Source organism: Paenibacillus antarcticus (assembly GCF_001637225.1).
GTDB lineage: Bacteria > Bacillota > Bacilli > Paenibacillales > Paenibacillaceae > Paenibacillus_AQ > Paenibacillus_AQ antarcticus.
On the sequence record NZ_LVJI01000051.1, the window covers coordinates 1 to 4,731 of the forward strand.

Annotated in this window: 4 protein-coding genes; all 4 read right to left on the reverse strand. The window is 40.7% G+C overall.

Going from position 1 to position 4,731, the window contains the following annotated elements:
- Positions 1–105 precede the first annotated feature (105 nt).
- A complete protein-coding gene (gene spoIIGA, locus PBAT_RS22395; RefSeq protein WP_068652080.1) occupies positions 106–1,113 on the reverse strand; it encodes a sigma-E processing peptidase SpoIIGA in 1,008 nt (335 codons plus the stop codon).
- A gap of 281 nt (positions 1,114–1,394) precedes the next feature.
- Positions 1,395–2,510 carry a cell division protein FtsZ gene (gene ftsZ / locus PBAT_RS22400; protein ID WP_068652078.1) on the reverse strand — a complete coding sequence of 372 codons (1,116 nt, stop codon included), beginning with the start codon at positions 2,508–2,510 and terminating at the stop codon, positions 1,395–1,397.
- A 58-nt stretch (positions 2,511–2,568) separates the two neighbouring features.
- On the reverse strand, positions 2,569–3,840 hold the full coding sequence (ftsA, locus tag PBAT_RS22405; protein ID WP_068652077.1) for a cell division protein FtsA: 1,272 nt from the start codon (positions 3,838–3,840) through the stop codon (positions 2,569–2,571).
- A gap of 192 nt (positions 3,841–4,032) precedes the next feature.
- Positions 4,033–4,731 (reverse strand): cell division protein FtsQ/DivIB (locus PBAT_RS22410; RefSeq protein ID WP_084403316.1); only part of this gene is annotated, 699 nt, incomplete at its 5' end.

Here is a 4,731-nt window from a genome sequence, read left to right on the forward strand (position 1 = left end):
ATCGTAAGCATCATCTTTGAGTTTTCTGTAAGAAAACTAGCATCGTAAGCATCATCATATGTTTTCTGAAGCAAACTACCATCGATGTACCGCAAAAATATCTTTTCAATCATTAACTTGAGTTTCCGAAGGATATAAGCCAGCGGGAGGGGGATAAGTTGTTACCTTAGTCGCGCTGACATTAGTAGTAGCGTCCTCATCTATCAAGTCTGGATGAATGATCGCCCTATATGCCTTTTCGGAGGAAAGAGTACCCCCATCAAGTCCAACTAACACTCTGGTGCTCGTGGTTGTTTTACCATCCATACAGATTTCAACAGAATCTGGTTTTAAAGCTAACATAAACGCTGACCCTCGATTCACTCCCCGATAAGGTACTAACCTCAAACGGTCCTGCCAAGCAAAAGATGATTCGTCTCCAAGCTCCATGACCAGTTTGTCCGCATCTCCCTCAGCAAGTTTATCCCTCCATGCAGCAGGTAAGTAATCTCCCCATAAAGAGGCCTCCATCACCATAACTGGTATTCGTGTTAAAGGATCACACAATTGATTACCTGTATCTAACAATCCCGTACACTTCACCTGTTCGCTACCTATATTCACTTTCACTTCCGCAAAATACACATGCCTATTATCCAATTTACGTTTGGAAGATTGGACAATTTTAAACCAAAAAACAACGATAATAAACATGATTAACATAAACCAAAATCCAATCTTCAGTTCGAAAGACAGCCCCCCCGATGTTGTATACCAAATTCCGCTCCAGAGATCACTTGAATTTTGCAGCAGATAATGAATGCCAATAATCCCACCAGCCGCGGCAAAATTAATAATATAAAATGCCCCCATATTCCTCAGATAGTGTTGAAGGCTCCTAAAACCGAAGGCGATCCACAACATTATCAATGAAAGCCCGAACTTAATGAGAAAGGTATACATGAACGAAAGTCCGGGGACGAACATCATGATGACATATAGGGCACCTAAAAAGGCCGATAAAGAAATTCGCCACCAAGGCGTTTTTATTTTACGCATCCAACCAGTTAACCATAAAAGAGTCCCATCAATAAGTAGATTAGTAATAAAAATAAGATCGATATAGACAATCATTGCTCTCACCTGCCTGAGCTTTAAATCCTATCGGTAGAAAAGCCAATGTTTCTGAAATATATTCCCTTTGGTCTAAAGGAGATGTGTTTAGTATAGAAAAACTAACTTCCAAAGTCTGTCTAAACCTGGAAGCAATCGCGGTTTTTTTTTGTCGATAGAGGTTAGTTCATGGAAGAAGGATTCTAAATTGGAACGTGGAAGAATAGGAAGCATATAAAAAAGCCCGATTTCTTTAAAAAAGAAAACGGACCTTTCATATGTCATGATAATTAGTGTATAAATTATTCGTTGTTATTGCGTGAACGATTCCGCAGAAATGTTGGAATATCCAGTTGATCATTACTTGGCTGATTACCAAATGGACGCAAGTTATTATTACGATTCTCAACAGGCTCATTCTCTGGTGTTCCTGGTTTACGAATTTGAGCGTGTGGTACTGCTTGTTTATGCTCAAATCCAGTAGCAATAACTGTAACTTTAATATCGTCTTTCAAATCCTCATCAATAATAGCACCAAATATCATATTCACATCTGGATCTGAAGCTGAAGTAACGATTTCTGCTGCTTCGTTCACTTCATACAGAGACAGATTTGAACCACCCGTAATATTCATAATAACACCACGAGCCCCTTCGATCGAAGTTTCTAGTAATGGACTCATAATAGCCTTACGAGCTGCCTCAGCGGCACGGTTCTCACCTGATGCTACGCCAATCCCCATTAGTGCAGACCCACGCTCTGTCATAATCGTCTTCACGTCTGCAAAGTCAAGGTTAATTAGACCAGGAACTGCAATAAGATCTGATATCCCCTGTACCGCTTGACGAAGAACATTATCAGCTTCTCTAAACGCTTCTAACATCGGTGTCTTTTTATCCACTATTTCTAATAGACGATCGTTAGGAATAACAATCAATGTATCTACTTTTTCTTTCAGAGCCTCAATCCCTAGTTCAGCTTGGGAGAAACGTTTCCGACCTTCAAAAGTAAAAGGACGTGTAACAACGCCTACTGTCAGCGCTCCACACTCTCTTGCAATCTCAGCGATTACAGGAGCTGCACCCGTACCCGTTCCGCCACCCATTCCTGCAGTGACAAACACCATATCTGCGCCTTTCAGCGTGTTCGAGATCAAATCTCTAGATTCTTCAGCAGCCTTCTTGCCGACTTCAGGATTAGCACCCGCGCCAAGACCCCTTGTTAGCTTATCACCAATCTGTAGCTTGTGTTCTGACTTAGCCATATGCAGTGCTTGAGCATCTGTATTTACCGTGATAAACTCAACGCCTTGCACACCATTCTCAATCATTCGGTTGACAGCGTTACTACCACCACCACCAACACCAATTACTTTAATCTGAGCTAAGCTTTCCATTTCAAAGTCAAATTCCAACATATTATTCCATCTCCCCCTCGTTGTACATCGATGGCACGTTCACAGTTATATGAACACCTTATATAAATTCACTGAACATGTTTTTTAAGCGCTCAACCAACCCCGTTTTTTGTGTCTTTCCTTGATTAGATGTAGGATTCACCTTGTTGTTGTTCCGGTTAGGTTGTTTTTTAGTATTGGCAGCAATTGCATTGTTACGTCCACGAATATTACGTATAACATTGTGAAGGATACCAACACCACTCGTAAATCCTGGATCTCTGACACCTATATAATCGGGAACTGCAATCCGTACAGAAGCTTCAAGCTCAGCTTGTGCAACTTGCAATACACCAGGCATCGAAACCGTGCCTCCAGTGAGTATATAACCTCCAGGAAGTTCACTGTAACCTAGACGTTTCACTTCTTGATGAAGGAGATGGAATATTTCTTGAATCCGAGGCTCAACAATAGCAGCCAAATCTTGTTGACTGAATTCTTTTTCAACGTTACTCCCAATTCGAGTTACTTTGAAAATAACATCAGGAGCAGCATCGTCTACTAAAGCACATCCGTATTTTAACTTAACCTTCTCAGCTTGATCCGTTAACGTCCGTAATCCATAGGCAATATCATTAGTTACGTATTCCCCGCCAATAGGTAGTGTGGAAGTCGCGACCATAGTTCCAGCTTCAAAAACAGCAATGCTTGTATTTCCAGCACCGATATCAACAAGTACAGAACCCATGGTTTTCTCGTCTTTAGATAAAGACATTTGACCTGCTCCCAAAGACATTAGTACTAGATCTTTGATCTTCAAGCCCGATTTCTCTACACACCGTAAAAGATTATGTATGGCCGGTTTTGCCCCCGTAATAATAATCGCTTCCACTTCTAAACGAACGCCAATCATACCTCGTGGATCTTGAATTCCTTCAAGACCGTCCACAACGTATTGCTTAGCGACAACATCAATAATTTCCCGGTCAGGAGGCAAAGCAACAACTTCTGCAGCTTTGAGAACGCGTTCAATGTCCTCTTCTCCAATTTCCCGATCCTCGTTCGATACAGCCACAACACCGTGGCTTGTTTGAAGTCCAATATGATTCCCGGAAATGCCGACATATACTTCAGATATTTGAATACCAACCATACGTTCCGCATGATCTACTGCACTGCGGATCGATTGTACAGTCTGGTCAATATCTACAATTGCACCTTTGCGAATTCCTTCTGAGTCGGCAGATCCAACTCCAATAATATTAAAGGTTCCATTATTTACTTCCCCAATAATAGCACGAACTTTGGATGTACCGATGTCCAAACTAACAATGATGTCATTGTTGCTCAACCGTGGCACCTCCTATTTTTTGAAATGAAAAGCGAATGGAAAGACGTTCTTACATAATATTCAACACGGCTTCCTTTTTCCCTCTTTTTTCTACATTTTTTTTACATATCACATATTGTCAGCTATCAAATTATTAATATTATAAGAAAAGCAAACAAATAGACTTGTCCACAAAACTAATTGTAGCATTTTTCATTCGTTATTAGTAGTCCCATCCCCATTCTCAGACTCACTGTCTACGGGTTGGAAAGGGACGTATGAATCAGCCTCAAGCATTGTAATAAGTCCAGGTTCTTCTGTCTCTATCACTTGATTGAGATATTCCACTTTATCCTTAAGTAGAGATACAGCAGTAATCACTTCGAATTTGGAACGCGTATACAGTTTGATACGATCTGGAAAAGAAACCGTAGGAGATGGCATAATCTCTGATATATCCGAAGTCAATTGATTAGGAATCGCACCAAGTACTTGACTCAGTTCCAATTTATAAGGATCGGTTGGATTCCATTGTGTTAATATTGGCTTCTCTATAGCAATACCACTCTTGTTCACGGGCACCATAACCCCATTCGATAAAATAGCCATGAGTGATCCTTCTTGGCCTAACTCATAGGCAACCGTTATATACTCTTGAATCTGTATCTGTATAACGCCGGGGAAATGCTTGTCCACCGTTACGTTCTGAACCGATTTCACGTCCAGTAATTTAGCCTCCAACGTTGCTGCCGAAACCCCAAAGAATTGATCATCTACATTGAATTCTCCTGCTTGTAATAACTGCTCTTTCGTAGCGAATACATTTCCCTGAAATTGAATTTCAGAGATTTTGCTAATCGGAGATCTAAAAAAAAGTACAGCAAGTAGAACTAAACAGAATAACAAGAGAAT

What these genes read in the sequence shown, in the direction of transcription:
- ftsZ (WP_068652078.1), bottom strand. Translation starts at nt 2,510, where the DNA reads ATGTTGGAATTTGACTTTGAAATGGAAAGCTTAGCTCAGATTAAAGTA.
- spoIIGA (WP_068652080.1), bottom strand. Translation starts at nt 1,113, where the DNA reads ATGATTGTCTATATCGATCTTATTTTTATTACTAATCTACTTATTGAT.